Source organism: Nesterenkonia sedimenti, assembly GCF_012641515.1.
GTDB lineage: Bacteria > Actinomycetota > Actinomycetes > Actinomycetales > Micrococcaceae > Nesterenkonia > Nesterenkonia sedimenti.
On sequence record NZ_JABAHY010000008.1, the window covers coordinates 1 to 18,003 of the forward strand.

The window sequence follows — 18,003 nt, forward strand, 5'->3', positions numbered from 1 at the left end:
CCGCATAACCCAGAATTACACGCTTGAAGGATCACCCCTCATACACCACACCACCGGACTTGACCCATTGGGCAGCTGTAGACCGGCTGCCATTCCCCGCATCATCGGCATGGGCAGGCGCACAGGAAGAATCAGCCGCCTACTCCCCTGACTGCGTGCGTAGGCGCGGACCATCTCGGCTAAGTCTTCTTCCCGCGGACCAGCGAGGTCCCCAGCCCTGCCCAGTGGCTGCCCCTCGGCCAAGCTGACCAGCTTCTCAGCGACCTCCCTGCCGGCCACAGGCTGCACCCGTGCACGTGGGGCCAGCACAACCGGCCCCACGGTGGAACGCTGCAGGGTCTGCGCCGCGAACTCATGGAACTGTGCCGCACGCAGAACGGTGGTGGGGACGGCGGCGTCGTCGTAGATCTTCTCCATTGCCAACTGGCCCGCGTAGAAACCATGAGGATTCCGGTCCACCCCGATGATGGACAGCCGCACCACATGTGGCACCTTCTCAGTTTCAGCTGCGGTCAGGACATTATTGGCCGCCGCGCTGAAGAACTTCACAGCGGGTGAGGCAGAAAGTGTGGGCATACTGGAGACATCGACTACAGCGTCGGTGCCGCTCAATGCCTCGTTGAGCCCCTCGCCGGTGGCAACATTGACGCCGGTCCTGCGGGATGCGGATGTGACCTCGTGGCCTCGGGCCCGGGCTGCCGCGACTGCAAGCGAGCCGACTGTTCCTGTTCCGCCGACGACGGTGATCTTCATTTCGGTGTTCCTCTCCATATCGTTCGTGCTGCGCAGGAATCTGCGCCTATAGAGACGACGAGGCAGCCGGCCAGAATGTCAGGTGAGATCATGGGGAGCATGACTGCCGAGCTTCTCGACATCGACAGCGAGCGCCCTCGGCTGCTGGGTCTGGCCTATCAGATGTTGGGCACTGTGGCCGATGCCGAGGATGCGGTGCAGGAGGCGGTCAGCAGGTTCTACGCGCTGCCGGAGCAGGAGCGGGCAACAGTTCACCGGCCCGGGGCCTGGCTGATGCGCACCACTGGTCGGGTTGCTCTGGATGTGCTGAAGCCTGCCCACCGCAAGCGCGAACTCTATGTGGGCGAATGGCTTCCGGAGCCCATTCCCGGTCGTGGCGAGGAACTCGACGACGCCTCTCCTGAGTCGTATGCAGTTCTGCAGACCGAGGTCTCCTATGGGCTCATGGTGGTGCTGGAACGGCTGAGTCCCGCCGAGCGGGCGGTGTTCGTGCTGCGGGAGTCATTCGGTCTTGGGTTCTCCGAGATATCAGAGGTAGTACTGCGCAGTCCCGGGGCCTGCCGACAGTTGGCATCCGAGGCCCGGAAGAAGATCCAGGCGGGCAAGGCCACCCGTGGCTCCGAGGAGGACGGGCATACTGACCTGGTGCGAGCCTTCGCACAGGCCTGCGCCACCGGTGACATCGCGGAACTGACTCGGCTGCTGGATCCCAGCGTGGAGCTGAGGTCCGATGGCGGCGGGATCGTCTCGGCTGCGCGCCGCCCGGTCATCACCGCCGAGAACGTCGCCAAGATGCTGGTGGGTCTGCGGCAGAAGTTTCCCGAGGCCGGGGTTGAACTTGTCACCCTGGCAGGAGGCGAACAGGGAGCGCTGTTCCGTCTGGGTGAGGAGGTTGGTGGGCTGCTGGCCTGCGGCGTCGTCGAAGGGGCGATTGAGCAGGTCTGGATCATGCGCAACCCGGAGAAACTGCGGCTGTGGCAGTAGTTGCTGCTGGAGGTCTTGACCCTGACGTGACGTGAGGGTGGAGGCTGTGCTGCATGACAGAGATATATCCCGCTTTCAGCATCAGCCCAGTCCCCCAGCCCAGCTCGGATACACCCGTTCCCGAACTGTTCCACGGTATGTACGGTATGCCTGCGTTCGTCACGGTTCCCACCGCGGACCTGGAGGCATCCACTCGGTTCTGGTCGGAGGGGCTCGGCTTCTTTGACTTCTTCTCAGCCGAGGGCCAGTTTGTGCATCTGCGTCGGTGGGCCTTTCAGGACGTACTGTTAGTCCCTGGTCAGCCTCCCGCTCAGACTTCGACCGCAGCTGTCAGCTTCGCCTGTGTGGAGAACCAGCTTGAGGAGATGGCGGCCTCCTGCCAGCGCCTGCTGCCCGGGAGTGCATCTGAGCCGACAGTGAAACCGTGGAATTCTGCAGAGGTCGACGTCGTGACACCAGAGAATCTGAGCGTGACGATGACCGCTGCTCGGCCTTTCGACCCTGAGAGCCAGAAGGCTCAGAACCTCAAGGAGATCGGCATCGAAAAGCAATGAGGGGCCCTTGGGGCAGACTGGAGTACTGGTGAGACCTAATATGGCTCTTCGGATTTTAGGTGGGGAGGTGGCCGTCGAGGCCTCCCCCGATGAGCAGCATCCGTAGCCGGTAGTTCTCGCGATTGCGGAACCCGCGGGCGATTCTCCGGGCGAGTTCAATGAGTCCATTGATCGTGGAATGACCCCGTTATTAGGTCCACTCGTTACGCGAGTCGCGGGGTTCGTTCTCCTTTGTGCCGGCATTGCCGGGCGTAGCCTGCAGGTGGCAGATAGCCCAGGGCTAAGTGCCTGCGGATTTCATTGTATTGCTGCTTCCAATCACCGATGATGACCTGCGCGTGCAGCAGTGAGTAGAAACTGTTGATATTCAGACACTCGTCCCTGATCCGGCTATTGAAGGACTCCACGTACCCGTTGCGCCACGGGGCACCTGGTGGGATGTAGTAGATCCCGGTCTGCTCACCAGCCCAGTCGGCCATGGCCTAAGAGATCATCTCCGGTCCATTGTCACAACGCAGTACCTGAGGGAACCCACGCTGGGCGGCGACCGTGTCGAGATGGGCCTTCAGAGCCTCACCAGTGATACTGCGTTCAACGAGGCCCCCGAGGCATTCACGGGTGTGCTCATCAACCACCGTGGCAATCTTGATGGCTCGGCCGTGCTCGTCGGCGTCGAACTAGAAATCCACTCACCCACACCACGTTCAGCGCAGTAGCTGCCGGGGCCTCAGCAGTGGAGGCACCCACCCGTTTACCTCGACGCTTCACCGGGACACGGAGTCCCTCTGCTTTCCAGAGGCGTTGGACCTTCTTATGGTTGACCACCCACCCCTCACCCCGGGCGTCATGGTAGGCCCTCCGATAGCCCCACCGCGGGTGAGCCTTCGCATAGACACGCAGCCAGGCTCTGAACCCGGAATCAGCGTCAGCGGCGGTCCCCCCTTGAGCGGTCGGCGGAATGCAGAACGAGACAGCCCGGCCAGCACCGTCGCCTTGGGCTCGAAAGAGACCCATCTTCTTCATCAGGTGATGGACCCCCGCACCACGCCGGTGAAGGGCTTAGAAGTTTCCCTCCGCCAGCTCCTTCAACGCAGCCTTCTCCAGCTCAGCATCAGCCAGCAAACGCTTCAGGCGGTCGTTCTGCTTCTCCAGCTCCTTGAGGCGCTTGGCGTCCTCGGCCTTCAACCGGCCGTACTGATTCTTCCACCTGTAATAGGTCGCCTCAGTCACCCCGAGCTCCCGGGCTACAGCAGCGACATCCTGGCCTAGGGCCAGCGGATCAGGAATAAGCGTAAGGCGCAGTCCATCCAGGATGAGACTAGCTAGGTTGAACTGCCCCGGGCTTCTCAGACACTCGACAGGTCAAAGTCCCCCGAATAATCCCCCTGTGGCCCCGTGTAGAAGGAGCGGCAAGTGGTGGCCGACGAACTTGGGGACGTCCTCGGAATGCGCTTGGTCTACGCCAAGCAATTAGGGATCGAACCAGAAATCGCCATCACAGAGAAGCGGCTCCGCCACGAGCAAGTTCGAGCATGCCGGTCTAAGTAATCTCGAACTTCCTACCCCTCAGCCTTGGGTCCACCGAGGCGTCCTCAAGAACAGACCTGAGGAATACGACAAGTTAGTGAGACAGACCCGTGTCTTAACGAAATGTCACTTCCCATGTCAGCGGCTGACGCGCATGACATGAACCACGGGATCCTACACTCACTCAGGCCAGCGATTGGAGCCCAGACTTCCGGGGACCGAATATCACGCGGTCCAGAGATGTCCGCCCTGGTCCGATCAGCGCGACGGCTGCGGCACGGCAAGAATCACGATCTCGCCACTGACCGCTACGGAGATCTCTTGCGCACCTGACGTGCTCAACAGAGAAACCACCCCTTGGTGAGAACGCTCGCGAGTGCGGTGGCCATAGTGCTGGTGCCGAAAATGGTGAATGACGTCATGATGAAACTCCAGATAGTTAGGTTGTAGGCACAACTAGTCATAGAAGGTATTGCTTGTACCTACAACTATCAGTTAATATGGACCCATGGCTGACCCTCGCTGGCTTACCGACGATGAGCGGAGTGCATGGTTGAACCTTGCATCGGTGCTCGAACTGCTCCCTGGCGCGCTCGACGCCCAACTGCTTCGCGATGATGATCTCACGCACTTCGAGTACTTCACCCTGGCGTCCCTTTCGGAGGCACCTGAGCGAACGTTGCGAATCAAGGCACTTGCTGACATGACCAACGCCACGCTTCCCAGGATCTCTCGGGTGCTCACAGGACTGGAGAAGGCCGGGTTGATCACTCGCAGCCTCTGCGACAACGACCGACGGGCGAGGAACGTCACCTTGACCGAGAAGGGCTGGTCTGCAGTGGTCCAAGCGGCTCCGAGACATGTTGAGAATGTGCGCCGCCTGGTGTTTGACAGGCTCACACCAGAACAGACGGCACAACTGTCCTCAATCGCTGAGTCCTTGCTCGGAGAACTTGACCCCGAGGGCCGAATGTTCACGGTTCCGGCCAGTGGAAGCGGCTCGGGCGATGTCCCCGGGTAACTCTGTGAAGTACGGCGTCGTCAGCCATATAACTCAAGACCTACTGGGGAGTCGTTATGACCGCTCCCGCCCAACACGATGAAATGAAGGTGGAACTCAATGTTTGATTCTCAGTCGAAATCTGAGGCTCGAGCAAAGCTGACTGGTGACGAAGCCGGTGCAGCCAACGAACGCTATCTGAACCCGGCAACGTCGATGGACGCTGTGACCTTGCACGTGGGCAATCTGGAGAATATGTCCTCCTACTATGAGAACGCGCTGGCGATGGTAGCCCTGGAGGAACGCAGCCGCGGGGCAGAGGTTCACCGCGTGCTGGGCCGTGGCACTACTCCACTGGTCCGTTTAGTACACACTCCCGGCTTGCCAGGCGTCGACCCCCGCGAGGCCGGACTGTTCCACACCGCGTTCCTCTTCGAGGACCAGGCCAGCCTCGCCGCCACGGCATACCGTGCCTCCCAGGACTCTCGGTCAAAATTCGTCGGCTCCAGCGATCACCATGTGAGTGAAGCCTTCTACTTCACAGACCCTGAGGGCAACGGGATCGAGCTCTATCGGGATCGCCCGCGAGACCAGTGGGAGCAGAAGAATGGCGAGCTGCGAATGGAAACACTGTATTTGGACCCTCACGCCTTCCTGAAGTCCCACCTAGACCAACAGGTTCTTGACGCCGGACCGGACCGTGCAGGAATCGTGGGCCACGTGCACCTGCAGGTCGGTGACATAGCAGTCGCTAAGGACTTCTATATTGACACCCTCGGATTCGAAGCCACGGTGACCGGCTATCCAGGCGCGCTCTTCGCAGCCGCCGGTGGGTACCATCACCACGTCGCGATGAACACCTGGAACAGTCCTGGGGCCGGCCCCCGTGCTGCCCGCCTTGGACTTGGTGATGTCTCAGTCACCGTCCCCGGCCGGGAGGACCTCGATGCTCTGATAGAGCGCCTGAGGCTGAAGGGTGCCAAGTTCCAAGATCACGGCAACCGCGTGACGGCCTCTGACCCGTGGGGAACCCACGTGTCAGTCGGTCTGCCGGGCACCAAGACCGAGGACCTGCTCAGCCGCTGAGCACCAGCTGCTCCCCACCCAACAGGCATCGCGATGACCGTGCCGATCCCGACCGATAATCTGGGGGACTGATACTTCTCTTCTGTGCCACGCTGCGGTGAGCCATTATTCGCCTGGTTGCCACGTGACTCCATCGCCAGTGAACCCAGGCCGGTTGAAGGATTGAGTGCAGCTGGAACACTCTAGCTCTGCGCTGCTTCAGCCAACGCTGAGACGGCGGCGTGAATATCCGCTTCAACAGTGCCACGGCCCAAGGACAGTCTCAGTGCGCCCAGTGCCAGTTCAGGGTCGATGTCCATCGCCAACAGAGTCTGTGCCGGAGCATGGACCCCAGCTTGGCAGGCGGCATCACGCCACTGCTGATCCTTATGCCGGCCAAGGTGTCGCCACAGGGTCCGCAGCGACGGGGCCGCAACAACCCCGGCTTCTTCGATGACCCGGATCGCATCAGCTTTCGAACTAGGCTCCATGCTGACGGGCCAAGCCGTGGATCGATAGGTTCTCTCGCCGCATCTGCCTGATGCCCCAGGCGATACAGCGCCGAGTCAGCAGCGCCCGGGGCGCTGCGACTGTGGGGTTCTGCTCAGTGAACACCCCGCGGGAACAGTCCCGGTCTTCGCAGCGCCAGCGTCGCTTACGCCAGATCAGCCGGGCTGGGCCTGCATAGACCGGAGCATCAATCAGCTCTACTTCCCGGCGCCCAGCACTGACCGCGACGACTCCACAGTCGGGGCAGCCGGTGATTGTTTTGGCTGACTCGACCCACACGATCAGCGCCGACTTCATTGCCGGGCGGTCAACAGCGGTCACATGGAGGCCATCAAGATCGGCGAAGAGATCACAGTTGTGGCAGTAGCTGAGCTTGACTGTTGGGCAGGCAGGGACAGGGCGCGTATTCTCGAACATCGGGGTCGGGGTCTTTCTGCAATGTGTTTGCTTGGTCGCTACACATCATCGAGGCCCCGACCCCACCTTCATGCTCTACTCAAGTTCCTCCGCGAGTCGCCAGCCCCACCCCCAGATCCGAAGAGCCTCTTAACTTCGTATGAGACTGTATCTTGATGCTGGCAGTGGTGAGCACTGAAAGCAGAACTGCTTGATCGTGGATTCGAGGAGATAAGCCCATTGAGGCGGCTGCTGAGAAGCGCGGAATTATGTGCAGCCAAAAAAGCAGTCATTTCTGGACATACAAAAGCACCCCCGCCGCCTGTCTTCCCCGTGTTTCCGGGGTTTTTGGGCGTGCGAGGGTGCAGAAGTGACCCCAGCGGGATTCGAACCCGCGTTACCGCCGTGAGAGGGCGGCGTACTAGGCCGCTATACGATGGGGCCATATGCGATTGTTGTTGTTATGAAACAGAAATTGTCTCATAACAATGCCCCCGTCGCCGAGGGCTTTAATAGTCTAGCAGACTATCTCTTTGATCCTCAAATCGGACCGCTGGGCTACTAGGACTCGAACCTAGAATAACGGTACCAGAAACCGTCGTGTTGCCAATTACACCATAGCCCATTGCTTCGCCAGACTGGCTGGGCAACGCCTAGATACTTTACACCACTTTTATCTGGCTCAGCAAATCCGCCCTCTGAGTCAGCCTTGCTGCTCCACCAGAGAGCGGAAACGTGCCATCCGAGCAAGGGAAGAATCCTTGCCCAGAAGCTCCATGGACTCGAACAGCGGCGGGGAAACCTTCCGTCCCGAAATTGCCGAACGCACCGCACCGAAGGCCTTCCGAGGCTTCAGCTCAAGCCCCTCGATCAGAGCCTCCCGCAGAGCAGTCTCAATGGACTCTGTAGTCCAGGCAGAGGCCTCAATGCCCTCAAGAGCCGAGGTGGCGGCGTCGAGGGTTTCCAAAACCTGATCCCCCAGACCGCTGAACGCCTTATCCTCGATCTGCAGCTGGTCATCTGCGACAAAGAGGAAGGCCATCATGTCTGCCCCCTCGCCCAGCAGGGCAATCCGTTCCTGGACCAGTGGTGCCGCCCCGTCGAGCAGGAACGCCTCCCGCTCATTGAGCTGGTCTCCGACCAGTCCCTGTGCCTGCAGATACGGCACCAGGCGGTCCCGGAAATCCTGAGCCTCCAGTTTGCGAATATGGGTGCCGTTGATGGCCTCAGCCTTCTTCACATCGAAACGCGCCGGATTGCCCAGCACATCTGCGACATCGAAGTTCTCCACCAGCTCATCGACGGTGAAGATGTCCTCATCAGCGCTGAGCGACCAGCCCAGCAGAGCCAGGTAGTTCAGCAGACCCTCACGGGTGAAGCCACGGTCGCGGTGGTGGAAGAGGTTCGACTCGGGGTCGCGCTTGGAGAGCTTCTTATTGCCCTCCCCCATCACATAGGGCAGGTGTCCGAAGGCCGGCAGGTACTCGGCGACCCCCACAGCGTGCAGAGCCCGGTACAGGGCGATCTGACGCGGTGTGGAGGACAGCAGGTCCTCCCCGCGCAGAACATGGGTGATCCCCATCAGTGCATCGTCCACCGGGTTCACAAACGGGTACAGCGGCTGACCATTGGCCCGAGCCACCACGAAGTCCGGGGTGGAACCGGCACCGAAGGTGATCTCCCCGCGGACGAGGTCAGTGAAGGTGATGTCCTCATCGGGCATCCGCAGGCGCAGCACCGGCTGGCGACCCTCGGCGCGGAAGGCCTCCTTTTGCTCATCGGTGAGGTCGCGGTCGTAGTTGTCGTAGCCGAGCTTGGGGTCACGCCCAGCAGCCCGGTGCCGCTCCTCGACCTCCTCGGGGCTGGAGAAGGACTCATAGACGTAGCCGGCCTCGGTCAACTTCGCCAGGACGTCCTGGTAGATCTCGCCACGCTGGGACTGGCGGTAGGGCTCATTCGGCCCTCCGGCCTCCACGCCCTCGTCCCAATCAATGCCCAACCAGCGCAGCGCCTCCAGCAGCTGCTGGTAGGACTCCTCGGAATCGCGGGCGGCATCGGTGTCCTCGATGCGGAAGATCAGCTTCCCACCGGTGTGCCGGGCATATGCCCAGTTGAACAGGGCCGTGCGGATCAGACCGACATGCGGGGTGCCGGTCGGCGAGGGGCAGAACCGCACGCGGACGGGGGTGTTGGCGTCCACAGCGGGGATCGTATTCGGAGCTGCAGTGCTCATGGTGGGGTGGTTTTCTCCTCGGTCAGGCGCGGAAAGTGTTGGTCAGGGAGCCGATGCCCTCGATCTCACCGGTGAAGGTATCGCCTTCACGCAGTGGGCCCACACCGGCGGGGGTACCGGTGAGGATGACATCACCGGGCAACAGGGTCATTGCCTGGGAGATGTAAGAGACGAGGTAGGTGACATCGAAGACCATGTCCTTGGTGCGGCCGTCCTGGACGGTCTTGCCGTTGAGCGTGCCGGCGATCCGCAGGTCATCAGGCTCCAGCTCGGTCTCGATCCAGGGACCCAGCGGCGCGGAGCCGTCGAAGCCCTTGGCCCTGGCCCACTGGCCGTCGGTGCGCTGGACATCGCGGACGGTGACGTCATTGGCCACGGTGTAGCCGAAGATGACCTCATTGACCCGGTCGGCGGGCACATCCTTGCAGATCCGGCCGATCACCACGGCCAGTTCGACCTCATAGCTGAATTCCTGGCCGAAGCTGGGCAGGGTCACCGGCTCATTCGGGCCCACCACAGCAGTGTTCGGCATCAGGAACAGCAGCGGGGTGGTCGGCACCTCGTTGCCCAGCTCCTTGGCGTGGTCCACATAGTTACGCCCCACACCGATGAGTTTGGAGCGCGGGATGATCGGGGCCACCAGCCGCACGTCCTCGAGCTTATGGGTCTGCCCGGTCTCCTGGATGCCCTGGTAGAAGGGATCCCCGGCCAGCTGGGAGATGGTCTCCTCACCGGGCTCACCGGTCACAACACCGTAGGCGGGATCAGAGTCAGTAACGAATCGTGCAATGCGCATAGTCACACTCTATCGCCGGTTGCAGCTCAGCGCGGCTCTGGCAGGATTGTTGCCATGAGCAACGAATTTTCCCAAAACCCTGAGACACCCCGGCAGCTGGCTGACCACTTTGTTGAGGCGCTCTGCGACCTCGACCCCACAGTGGGCACCATGCTGGGTATGCGTCCTGATGAGGACCGGATGCCCGACTACTCCCCCACTGCGCTCAACGCCCGTGCCGAGCTGGGCCAGCGGATCCTGAACCAGCTCGATGAGCTGGAGGCTGCCGCCGGTGAACAGGGTTTCAACGAGCTGGAGCAGCGCTGCGCGGATCTGCTGCGTGACCGGATCGGCGTGGAGCTCGAAGTCCACGAATCCGGGGAGAACCTGCGGGTGGTGCGCAATATCGCCTCCCCCATCCACACCGCCCGCTCCCTGTTCCTGCTGATGCCCCAGGAGACCGACCAGAACTGGGCTGTGATCGCCCGGCGGCTGGGGCAGTTCAGCGCCAGCTACGCCTCCCTGCGCGAAACCCTGGAGGAGGGACGACGCCGCGGGATCACCTCCGCACCCCTGCAGGTCGAGACCGTGATCGGTCAGCTCCAGGAGTGGCTGGAGGGTGATGAGACCTGGTTCCACCAGTTCGCTGCCAAGGGCCCGGAGGCCCTGTCCCGGCAGCTGCAGGAAGCCGCCGACGACGCCGCGGCAGCAGTCGCCGAGATGCGCGACTACCTCCAGCAGACCTATCTGCCGGCCGCAGAGGGCACTCCAAATGCTGTGGGCCGGGAACGGTACCTGCTGAACACCCGCCGATTCATGGGCGCCAGTATTGACCCCGAGGAGGTCTATGCCTGGGGTTGGGCCGAGTACAAGCGGATCTACGCCGAAATGTGTGAGCTGGCCGAGCAGATCAAACCCGGTTCAACTCCGGTGGAGGCCATGGCCTGGCTGGATAAGAACGGCCGCCGGGTCGAAGGTGTTGAGGAGGTCCGCAGCTGGCTGCAGCAGATGATGGATACCGCCATTGAGGAGCTGGACGGTACCCACTTCGATATCGCCGAACCGATCAAGACTGTGGAGGCGATGATCGCGCCCTCGGGCTCTGCAGCCGCCCCGTACTACACCCGGCCGGCAGTGGATTTCTCCCGCCCGGGCAGGACCTGGCTGCCGACCCTGGGCCGCACGGAGTTCCCGATCTACGACCTCGTCTCCACCTGGTACCACGAGGGTGTGCCCGGCCATCACCTGCAGTTCGCCCAGTGGGCCTATAAGTCCAAGGACCTCTCGGTGTACCAGACCACTCTGGGCTCCTCATCCGGGATGACCGAGGGCTGGGCGCTGTATTCCGAGCGGCTGATGGATGAGCTGGGTTACTTCGACCCCGAGGAGCGTATGGGCTACCTCGATGCCCAGATCCTGCGGGCCATCCGGGTGGTCATCGACCTCGGTATGCACCTGGAGCTGACCGTGCCGGAGGACTCCCCGATCGGCGCCGGGCAGACCTGGACCCGGGAGCTGGCCGAGGAGTTCCTCAACGCTCACACCGGCAGCCCGGCGGAGTTCGTGACCTCCGAGATCATCCGCTACCTGGGCTGGCCCGGACAGGCGATCAGCTACAAGCTCGGTGAGCGTGCCTGGCTCAACGGACGCGAGGCCGCCCGCAAGGCAACTGAATCCCGTGGGGAGAGCTTCGACCTCAAGGCCTGGCATATGCAGGCCCTGAGCATCGGTGCCCTGGGGCTGGATGATCTCGAGGAGACCCTCGCGAAGCTCTAGGCCAGCTTATGCAGCCAGCCGTGCCGGTCCTCGACCTTGCCGGTCTGGATGCCCAGCAGCTCCTCACGCAGAGCCAGTGTGGTGGAGTAATCGCCGGTGTGGCTGATGGTCTTATCGCCGTCGAGCAGTTCCCCGATGGGGGTCACTGCTGCGGCGGTGCCGCAGGCGAAAGCCTCGGTGATGGTGCCATCGGCTGCACCGGCTGCCCATTCGTCCAGGGTGATGCGCCGCTCCTCGACGGTCAGCCCGCGGTCCTTTGCCAGCTGGATCAGGGCCGAGCGGGTCACACCCTCCAGGATGGTGCCAGTCAGCTCCGGAGTGAGCACCCGGCCGTCATTGGTGACCAGGAAGACGTTCATCCCGCCGAGCTCCTCCACGGAGTTCTCGTGCAGGGGATCCAGGAAGAGCACCTGCTGGCAGCCGTTGGCCGCGGCCTGTTCCTGGGCGACCAAGGAGCCGGCGTAGTTGCCGCCGGTCTTGGCTGCTCCAGTGCCGCCGGGAGCTGCGCGCACATAGTCGCGCGAGACCCAGATCTTCACCGGCTTGAGCTCGCCGCCAAAGAAGTTCCCGGCCGGTGAGGCGATGACCATATAGCGGACCTCCTTGGAGGGCCGAACCCCCAGGAATGCCTCGGTGGCGAAGGAGTAGGGGCGCAAGTAGAGGGACTCCCCCTCACCGCCGGGGACCCAAGCCTTGTCCTTGGCCAGCAGCTGCTCCAGAGACTGCACAAAGAGGTCCTCGGGGATCTCCGGCAGTGCCATCCGCTTGGCGGAGCGGTTGAACCGGGCGGCGTTCTGCTCGGGCCGGAAAGTGTAGATGCTGCCGTCGCTGTGCCGGTAGGCCTTCATACCCTCGAAGATCTCCGAGGCATAGTGCAGCACGGAGGCTGCCGGGTCCAGACTGATGGGGCCATAGGGCTCCACCTTGGCGTTCTGCCAGCCGCCGTCCTCGGTCCACTCCACAGTGACCATGTGGTCGGTGAACTGGGTGCCGAAGCCGGGGTTAGCCAGAGCCTCGGTGATCTTCTCCTGTGGAGTGGGATTGGGGTGTTCGATGGCAGTGAACTCGGTCATGGCGAGGACCTCTTCTCTTCAGTCCGGGACGGTCAGGATGTCGTGTGGCTCACTTTATACGCTACTGCACACGAGCGGCGTAGGCGTCGCCCTTTTCGGCGGTGCTCAGCTGCTCTCCGGTGCCTGCGGCGGCCCATTCGGTCAGCTGCTGATGCACCGCAGTTTCTATGCGTTTGGCAGCCTGGTCCAGCCCCAGGTTCTGCAGCAGCAGGGCGGTGGAGAGCACTGCCGCGGTGGGGTCGGCGATGCCCTTACCGGCAATATCCGGGGCGGTGCCGTGCACCGGTTCGAACATTGAGGGTGCGGTGCCGTCGACGTTGATCGATGCCGAGGGCGCCAGGCCGATGCCTCCGGAGACTGCACCGGCGAGATCGGTGAGGATATCGCCGAAGAGGTTATCGGTGACGATGACATCGAAACGCTCGGGGTTGGCCACCATATGGATAGTGGCGGCGTCGATATGCATATAGTCCCAGGTGACCTCGGGGTGCTTGGCAGCTTCTGCCTCCACGCAGCGGCGCCAGAGGTCACCGGCGTTGGTGAGCACATTGTGCTTATGGACCAGGGTCAGCTTCCCGCGCCGGTTCTCGGCCCGGGCGAAGGCATCGGCCACGACCCGCTTGACGCCGTGGGCGGTGTTGACCGAGACCTCGGTGGCGATCTCCTGGTCGGTGCCTTTGCGGAGGCTGCCGCCATTGCCCACATAGGGGCCTTCAGTGCCCTCACGCACGACGACGAAGTCGAATTCGGTGCCCTCAGCCAGCGGGGTGCTCACCCCGGGGTAGGTGCGGGAGGGCCGCAGGTTGACCGCATGGTCCAGGGAGAATCGCATCTTCAGCAGGAGGTCCCGCTCGACCACACCGGAGGGAATCCGCTTATCCTGCGGGTCCGCACCGATGGCTCCGAAGAGGATCGCGTCATGTCCGCGCAGCTTCTCCAGAGTCTCATCGTGGAGGGTCTCACCGGTGGCCAGCCAGTGCTGGGTGCCCAGTGAATACTCGGTGTACTCGAAGGTGGCCTCTTCACCGGCCAGGGCGGCGTCGAGGACCTTACGGGCCTCGGCGGTGACCTCCGGGCCGATCCCGTCGCCGCCGATGACGGCGATGCTGAAGGTGTTCATACGTACTCCTGTTCAGTCCTCGTGGCGGGGGAAGATCGGCTGCGGCTTCTCCAGCGGTGTGCCGGGGGTCAGCTGCTGACCGAAGGCGGCGAAGGACCGCGCTCCGGTGTTGGAGGCATTGGTGGCACCGGCATCCCCGGATGCTTCCACACCCAGTGCGTCGAGCAGTTTGCCGGCCGATTCGGGCATCACCGGCTGGGAGAGCAGTGCGACCTTACGCACCACCTCGGCGGTGACGTAGAGGACCGTGCGCATCCTGGCCTCATCGGTCTTCTTCAGCTGCCAGGGAGCCTGGTCGGCGAAGTAGGCATTGGCCTCACCGAGGACGTACCAGGTCCGCTCCAGGGCGTGGTGGAAGTCCTGGATCTGGTAGGCCTCACGGCTGATCTCCAGCAGTTTCTCCGCCTGGGCCAGGATCGCCTGATCAGCCTCGGTGAGCTCACCGGGCTCCGGGATGGCGCCATCGCAGTTCTTCACAATCATGCTCAGGCTGCGCTGGGCGAGGTTACCGAGGTTATTGGCCAGATCGGAGTTCTTACGCCCGACGACGGCGTCGTGGGTATAGGAGCCGTCCTGGCCGAAGGGGAACTCACGCAGCAGGAAGAACCGCACCACATCCAGGCCGTAGGTCTGCACCCAGGCCTCGGGGGCGACGACATTGCCCACTGATTTGGACATCTTCTCCCCCGCATTGTGCAGGAAGCCGTGGATCATCACCCGTTTGGGCAGCGGCAGGCCCGCGCTCATTAGGAAGGCGGGCCAGAAGATGCAGTGGAACCGGGAGATGTCCTTACCGATGACGTGGACATCTGCGGGCCAGAACTTCTTGAAGGACTCGGATTCGGTGTCGGGGAAGCCGACACCGGTGAGGTAGTTGGTCAGGGCGTCGACCCAGACGTACATCACATGGTCCAGGGATGTCTCGGACTCCGTGAGGTCCTTGGGCACCGGGACACCCCAGTCGAAGGTGGTCCGGGAGATGGAGAGGTCTTCCAGACCGTTCTCCACGAAGCGGATCACCTCGTTGAAGCGGCTGGTGGGGCCGCCGAAGCTGGGGTTATCCCGGTAGAAGCTCAGCAGCTTCTCCTGGTAGGCCGAGAGCCGGAAGAAGTAGGACTCCTCCTCGGTCCAGGTCACCGGAGTGCCGGTCTCGATGCTGTAGCGCTCCCCGTCCTCACGGACCTCGGTCTCATCCTCGTTGTAGAACCGCTCATCGCGGATGGAGTACCAGCCGGCGTATTTGTCGAGGTAGATATCTCCTGCCTCGACCATCTTCCGCCAGATCGCCTTAGAGGCCTCGTAGTGGTCCTCATCGGTGGTGCGGATGAACCGGTCGTAGGAGATTCCCAGGACCTCGTCGTCGACCTTTTTGAAGGCAGCGGCATTGCGTGTGGCCAACTCATAGGGGGTGATCCCCTCTTTCTCCGCGGACTGCTGCATCTTCTGGCCGTGCTCATCGGTGCCGGTCAGAAAATACGTCTCATAGCCGTCGAGCCGCTTGAACCGAGCCATCGCATCGGAGGCGATGTACTCGTAGGCGTGGCCGATATGCGGCTCCCCATTGGGGTATGAGATCGCCGTGGTGATGTAATACGTTGGCTGCTCTGCCATTGCTTTCCCTAGTTCTCCTCGAGGTCCACTTCAGCGGCAAGCGCAGCGTCGACCTCTGCGCTCATAGTGTCCAGCACACCGGCCGGCAGGGCGGAGTCCACAGCCAGTACGGCCAGGGCCCGTCCCTCGCGGGTGTTCTGGGAGACCTGCATGCCCGCGATATTGACCTGGTGGGCACCCAGGATCTCACCGAGGGCACCGACCACACCGGGCCGGTCGGCGTATTCGAAGACCACCAGGTGATCGGTCAGGGCGATCTCCAGGTCATAGCCGTTGATGCCCACGATCTTCTGGATCTGCTTGGGACCGGTGAGGGTTCCGCGCACCTCCAGGTTCGTACCCGAGGAAGTCGCCGCGCGGATGGTCAGGGCGTTGCGGTAGTCCTCCACCTCGGAGGTGGTGGTCAGCCGGGTGGAGATGCCACGCTGCTCGGCAAGCACCGGAGCGTTGACATAGCTGACGGGATCGTTGACCACATCGGTGAACACGCCCTTCAGCGCTGCCAGCTGCAGGGCCGAGACGTTGAACTCGGCGATTTCGCCTGCAGCCTCGGTCTCGATATCGGTGAAGGCCTCGGAGCTCAGTGCGGTCAGCACCCGACCCAGCTTCTCCATCAGCGGGATACCGGGGCGGACCAGAGCGTCAATGGCCCCACCTGCAACGTTGACCGCATCCGGGACCAGTTCACCGTCCAGGGCCAGCCGCACTGACTTCGCCACGGACACACCGGCCTTCTCCTGGGCCTCGGAGGTCGAGGCACCCAGATGCGGTGTGACCACCACATTCTCCCGGGTGAAGAAGGGCAGGTCGGTGGAGGGCTCAGTGGCGAAGACATCCACGGCGACACCGGCGATCTCCCCTGCTGCCAGGGCGGTCTCAAGTGCCTCCTCGTCGATGAGTCCGCCGCGGGCCACATTGACCACAAAGGCGCTGGGCTTCATCGCCTTGAACTGCTCGGTGCCCAGCATCCCCACCGTCTCGGGAGTCTTGGGCATATGGATGGTGATCACATCGGCCTTGGCGTAGAGCTCCTCCAGGGTGACCAGCTGGGCGCCGAGCTGGTGGGCACGGGCCGAGGTCACATAGGGGTCATAGGCGATGATCTCCATACCGAAGGACTTCATCCGTTCGGCCACCAGTCCACCGATGCGGCCCAGGCCGATGACCCCGAGGGTCTTCTCCTGCAGCTCGACACCGGTGTACTTCGAGCGCTTCCACTCCCCTGCTTTCAGCGCCTGGTGGGCCGGGGAGATGTTCCGGGCCAGTCCCAGGATATGAGCGCAGGTCAGCTCGGCGGCGGAGACGATATTGGAGGTCGGGGCGTTGACCACCATCACCCCGGCCTCCGTTGCAGCGGGGATGTCCACATTGTCCAGGCCGACCCCGGCACGGGCCACGACTTTGAGCCGTTTGGCGTGGCTGAACACCTCGGCGTCGACTGTGGTGGCAGAGCGCACCATCAGCGCATCGGCGTCGGCGATATCGGCAAACAGCTTGGGCCGGTCAGTGCCGTCGGACTGGCGGATTTCAAAGTCGGGGCCCAGGGCCTCAACAGTTGCCGGGGAGAGCTCCTCGGCGAGGACAACAACAGGACGATTGCTCACCGCGCTGCAGTTCCTTCCTGGTAGTCATCATCAGTGGGGATCCAGCTGAAGAGCTTACGCAGCTCGCGGCCGGTGGGCTCGATCGGGTGGGACTCGTTCTTCTTCCGCAGCTCAGCGAACTCCTTGGCGCCGTTGCGCTGGTCGTCCATGAACCGCTGGGCGAAGGCACCGGACTGCACATCAGCCAGCACGGCCTTCATGTTCTCCTTCACCTCGGGGCTGATCACCCGGGGGCCGGAGACGTAGTCGCCGAACTCTGCAGTGTCAGAGATGGACCAGCGCTGCTTGGTCAGACCGCCTTCAACCATGAGGTCGACGATCAGCTTCAGCTCGTGCAGGACCTCGAAGTAGGCGATCTCGGGCTTGTATCCGGCCTCGGTCAGCACCTCGAAGCCGTACTGCACCAGCTGGGAGGCACCGCCGCAGAGCACAGCCTGCTCGCCGAAGAGGTCAGTCTCGGTCTCCTCGGTGAAGGTGGTCTCGATGACGCCGGCGCGGGTGCCGCCGATGCCCTTGGCATAGGCCAGGGCCAGATCCTTGGCCTTGCCGGTGGGGTTCTGCTCCACGGCGATCAGCGCGGGCACACCACGGCCTGCTTCGTATTCGCGGCGGACCACGTGACCAGGGCCCTTGGGAGCAACCATGGCCACATCCACAGTCGCCGGGGGCTGGATGTAGTCGAAGCGGATATTAAAGCCGTGGGAGAAGAACAGGGCATTGCCGTCCTGCAGGTTCGGGGCCACCGACTCCGCGTAGACATCTGCCTGGTGCTGGTCGGGAACCAGCATCATCACGATATCGGCGGCCTTGGCTGCCTCTGCCGGGGTGGCGACCTTCAGGCCCTGCTCCTCGGCCTTGGCGCGGGAGGAGGAGCCCTCCTTGAGGCCGACGACGACGTCGACACCGGAGTCGCGCAGGGACAGGGCGTGGGCGTGGCCCTGGGACCCATAGCCGATGATGGCCACGGTCTTATCGGACAGCACAGAGAGATCGGCGTCGTCGTCGTAGTAGAGGTCGGTCAC

Annotated in this window: 15 protein-coding genes, 2 tRNA genes and 1 pseudogene; 5 read left to right on the plus strand and 13 right to left on the minus strand. The window is 62.8% G+C overall.

The window, feature by feature from the left end:
* Window positions 1–15: 15 nt before the first annotated feature.
* Window positions 16–753, minus strand: coding sequence for an SDR family oxidoreductase (locus HGQ17_RS09270; protein WP_168887674.1), 738 nt, complete (start codon window positions 751–753; stop codon window positions 16–18).
* Between the two features lie 99 nt (window positions 754–852).
* Between HGQ17_RS09270 and sigJ the strand changes: the two genes are divergently transcribed.
* Together sigJ and HGQ17_RS09280 are read left to right on the plus strand one after the other, a co-directional pair.
* The gene (gene sigJ, locus HGQ17_RS09275; RefSeq protein ID WP_168887675.1) at window positions 853–1,737 is read left to right on the plus strand and encodes an RNA polymerase sigma factor SigJ; all 885 of its coding nucleotides are present in this window, start codon (window positions 853–855) and stop codon (window positions 1,735–1,737) included.
* 53 nt (window positions 1,738–1,790) lie between these two features.
* Window positions 1,791–2,291 (plus strand): VOC family protein, encoded by a 501-nt coding sequence (locus HGQ17_RS09280; RefSeq protein WP_168887676.1) that lies wholly within the window; start codon window positions 1,791–1,793, stop codon window positions 2,289–2,291.
* Window positions 2,292–2,494: 203 nt separating this feature from the next.
* Here the strand turns inward: HGQ17_RS09280 and HGQ17_RS09290 are convergent.
* A pseudogene (locus HGQ17_RS09290) lies at window positions 2,495–3,566 on the minus strand (IS3 family transposase); the annotation flags it as partial.
* Window positions 3,567–4,326: 760 nt separating this feature from the next.
* Between HGQ17_RS09290 and HGQ17_RS09295 the strand changes: the two are divergent.
* Window positions 4,327–4,839 (plus strand): MarR family winged helix-turn-helix transcriptional regulator, encoded by a 513-nt coding sequence (locus HGQ17_RS09295; RefSeq protein ID WP_168887677.1) that lies wholly within the window; start codon window positions 4,327–4,329, stop codon window positions 4,837–4,839.
* Window positions 4,840–4,938: 99 nt separating this feature from the next.
* Window positions 4,939–5,904: a VOC family protein gene (locus HGQ17_RS09300; RefSeq protein WP_168887678.1), complete on the plus strand. Its 966-nt coding sequence runs from the start codon at window positions 4,939–4,941 to the stop codon at window positions 5,902–5,904.
* Between the two features lie 182 nt (window positions 5,905–6,086).
* On the opposite strand, the gene HGQ17_RS09305 is transcribed toward HGQ17_RS09300, so the two are convergent.
* The 6 genes from HGQ17_RS09305 to HGQ17_RS09330 all read right to left on the minus strand — a co-directional run bounded on the left by HGQ17_RS09305 (window position 6,087) and on the right by HGQ17_RS09330 (window position 9,818).
* Complete coding sequence (locus HGQ17_RS09305) at window positions 6,087–6,374, minus strand: hypothetical protein (protein ID WP_168887679.1); 288 nt, start codon at window positions 6,372–6,374, stop codon at window positions 6,087–6,089.
* A complete protein-coding gene (locus tag HGQ17_RS09310) occupies window positions 6,364–6,810 on the minus strand; it encodes a transposase family protein (protein ID WP_168887680.1) in 447 nt (148 codons plus the stop codon). The genes HGQ17_RS09305 and HGQ17_RS09310 overlap by 11 nt, the downstream gene beginning before the upstream one ends.
* 350 nt (window positions 6,811–7,160) lie before the next feature.
* Window positions 7,161–7,233 (minus strand) — tRNA-Glu (locus tag HGQ17_RS09315).
* Window positions 7,234–7,342: 109 nt separating this feature from the next.
* Window positions 7,343–7,414, minus strand: a tRNA-Gln gene (locus HGQ17_RS09320).
* 78 nt (window positions 7,415–7,492) lie between these two features.
* Entirely contained in the window at window positions 7,493–9,022 is a 1,530-nt protein-coding gene (gltX, locus tag HGQ17_RS09325; RefSeq protein ID WP_168887681.1) for a glutamate--tRNA ligase, read from the minus strand.
* Between the two features lie 22 nt (window positions 9,023–9,044).
* On the minus strand, window positions 9,045–9,818 hold the full coding sequence (locus tag HGQ17_RS09330; protein ID WP_168887682.1) for a fumarylacetoacetate hydrolase family protein: 774 nt from the start codon (window positions 9,816–9,818) through the stop codon (window positions 9,045–9,047).
* Between the two features lie 54 nt (window positions 9,819–9,872).
* Here HGQ17_RS09330 and HGQ17_RS09335 point away from each other — a divergent pair, with 54 nt between their 5' ends.
* Entirely contained in the window at window positions 9,873–11,573 is a 1,701-nt protein-coding gene (locus HGQ17_RS09335; RefSeq protein ID WP_168887683.1) for a DUF885 domain-containing protein, read from the plus strand.
* Here HGQ17_RS09335 and HGQ17_RS09340 read toward each other — a convergent pair.
* From HGQ17_RS09340 to ilvC, 5 genes are all read right to left on the minus strand, one after another.
* Window positions 11,570–12,646 (minus strand): branched-chain amino acid aminotransferase, encoded by a 1,077-nt coding sequence (locus tag HGQ17_RS09340; RefSeq protein WP_168887684.1) that lies wholly within the window; start codon window positions 12,644–12,646, stop codon window positions 11,570–11,572. The two genes, HGQ17_RS09335 and HGQ17_RS09340, sit on opposite strands and share 4 nt — an antisense overlap.
* A 61-nt stretch (window positions 12,647–12,707) precedes the next feature.
* Window positions 12,708–13,766, minus strand: a complete 1,059-nt coding sequence (locus HGQ17_RS09345) for a 3-isopropylmalate dehydrogenase (protein ID WP_168887685.1) — start codon at window positions 13,764–13,766, stop codon at window positions 12,708–12,710.
* Window positions 13,767–13,778: 12 nt separating this feature from the next.
* Window positions 13,779–15,377 (minus strand): methionine--tRNA ligase, encoded by a 1,599-nt coding sequence (gene metG, locus HGQ17_RS09350; protein WP_168887686.1) that lies wholly within the window; start codon window positions 15,375–15,377, stop codon window positions 13,779–13,781.
* 8 nt (window positions 15,378–15,385) lie between these two features.
* Entirely contained in the window at window positions 15,386–16,981 is a 1,596-nt protein-coding gene (gene serA / locus HGQ17_RS09355) for a phosphoglycerate dehydrogenase (RefSeq protein WP_168887687.1), read from the minus strand.
* Window positions 16,978–18,003, minus strand: coding sequence for a ketol-acid reductoisomerase (ilvC, locus tag HGQ17_RS09360; RefSeq protein WP_168887688.1), 1,026 nt, complete (start codon window positions 18,001–18,003; stop codon window positions 16,978–16,980). The genes serA and ilvC overlap by 4 nt, the downstream gene beginning before the upstream one ends.